Below are 2,124 nucleotides of genomic sequence, written 5' to 3'. Positions count from 1 at the left end.
GTATCTCTATGTAGCCATGTTTGAGTGGTCATACAATCTACGTTGGATTGATTTTGACTTCCTGCGTCGTCTTCTTTTTCCTCCTTCCACCTATTTCCCTAGATGAGCGAAAAAACAATGAAGATCTCTGTAGTAGTTCCGACTTATCAACGTCCAGCAGACTTGGCTCGTTGCTTAGCTGCTCTCAAAGCGCAAAATCGACCTGTCGATGAACTGTGGGTAATTGTGCGTGATACCGATCGCCAAACTTGGCAATTCTTAGAAACTTTTGATCGTGCAACTTTACCTTTACATACAGCCACAGTAACAGCCTCAGGAGTAATTGCGGCGATGAATATCGGGCTGGAGTCAGCGACTGGTGATATTGTGGCTTTTACCGATGATGATGCTGCTCCCCATCCTGATTGGCTAGAAAGGATAGAAACTTACTATTTAGCTGATAAGCAAGTTGGTGGAGTTGGTGGGCGTGATTGGGTCTATCACGGTACAAAATTGGAAGATGGCTCTCAGCCTGTAGTGGGCAAATTACAGTGGTTTGGGCGCTTGATTGGCAATCATCATATTGGCATTGGCACAGGACGCGAAGTGGATGTACTGAAGGGCGTGAATATGAGTTTTCGACGTGAGGCGATCGCTGATTTACGCTTCGACCAACGAATGCGAGGATCGGGCGCACAGGTGCATTTTGAAGTAGTTTTTTCTTTGACTTTGAGACAACAGGGATGGAAATTAATTTACGATCCACAAATTGCGGTAGATCACTTTCCTGCACAGCGTTTTGACGATGATCAGCGCAATTCTTTTAATGCTCAAGCTTCAATTAATGCTGTGCATAATGAGACGTTGGCATTATTGGGATATTTGTCACCTTTACAAAAATTGGTGTTTGCTATCTGGGCGATCGCGATCGGCACATCAGAGGCTTTTGGTTTATTGCAGTGCCTAAGATTTTTACCTAAAGATGGAAATATGGCGAGACAAAAATTATGGGCTTGTTGGCTTGGGCGTTATCAAGGATGGCAGACTTACAGGCTCAGTAAATAATTAGTGGTGTGTGGTGGAGCCACGCACCACTAATTATTTACCTCAATACTACGGACAAAGCTTAGTCAGAAATAGAGTCGTAAGAGCAAAGTTTGTGGAAATTAGGGTGGGATTTAATCAACTGAGATCTTGCACCATTCTGGAAAGAGGTTGCAGAAAGAGCAAAAACATGAAAAAAAGGCATAGTAGTAAATTAAATACCTATTATGTAAAGCATCGTTAAGCACGCCCAAAGGCTAGTTTATAGTCTTGTGTGTCTAAGGCAAAGTGTGTATCAAAAAGCGAGTCTGAATGCAATATTGGGAATATTTCTGGAATCCCAAGGACATCCTTACCCAGAACATACGCAAGTAAAATCAGCGAGTGCATTAAGCCGATATCTGGATCACTATAACTGGTCAACGAAAGGGCTGATTCGAGCGACAAGGGAAGCTATTTTAGGTCAAATCACCCAGCATCGACTATTCAAAACAACGCCATTGCAGATATTAATAGACTTGACGACATTGGAAAAATGCGGCAAGTTTTTACACTTGAGTACGCGGACAGCAGACAACCCCGACCCATGGGTAAAAATGCTTAACGGTAAGCGGGGACTACATCTGGTCGTACTGTATCTGGTCTATGGAGAGTGGCGAGTACCATGGAGTTTTCGAGTATGGCGGGGTAAAGGATATGCGAGTCCATCGGACTTAGCTTGTAAATTGTTAGGGACAGTACCAAAGCGATGAACCCAAGGAACGAAAGTACTCGTTCTTGCCGATACTGAGTTTAGCACTATAAAGTTTTTAAATGCAGTCCGAGCAAGAGATTGGCGAGGTGTTGTCGGTGTGCCCTGTAATCGTAAGCTCCAAGATGGACGCTCATCAAACAACTTTATCGTCATGGCAAACGGAGTCAATAAGTTTTACTTGAAGGGCTAAGTAACCCCTTTACCAGAGAGTGTAAAGTGAGATGTGTAAAGTCTGGGATATATACAGAGAGACAATCTAGACACACAATACCAACACTAAAAAGATGAATATAAGCAAAGAATTGCTAGATGAATTGTTGCAAGAATGTAAAACTCCACCCGACCTA

The 2,124-nt window shown here is 43.1% G+C and carries 2 protein-coding genes; both read left to right on the top strand.

Annotated features, from left to right (window positions below):
• Positions 1–117 precede the first annotated feature (117 nt).
• Entirely contained in the window at positions 118–1,044 is a 927-nt protein-coding gene (locus B9G53_RS05780) for a glycosyltransferase family 2 protein (RefSeq protein ID WP_094530109.1), read from the top strand.
• A 269-nt stretch (positions 1,045–1,313) separates the two neighbouring features.
• Positions 1,314–1,775 carry a hypothetical protein gene (locus B9G53_RS05775; protein WP_094530108.1) on the top strand — a complete coding sequence of 154 codons (462 nt, stop codon included), beginning with the start codon at positions 1,314–1,316 and terminating at the stop codon, positions 1,773–1,775.
• The last annotated feature ends 349 nt before the right edge of the window (positions 1,776–2,124 follow it).

The organism is Pseudanabaena sp. SR411, from assembly GCF_002251945.1.
Taxonomy (GTDB): Bacteria; Cyanobacteriota; Cyanobacteriia; order Pseudanabaenales; family Pseudanabaenaceae; genus Pseudanabaena.
Note: the sequence above shows the minus strand (reverse complement) of the source record. Positions and strands in the feature narration are given on the sequence as shown.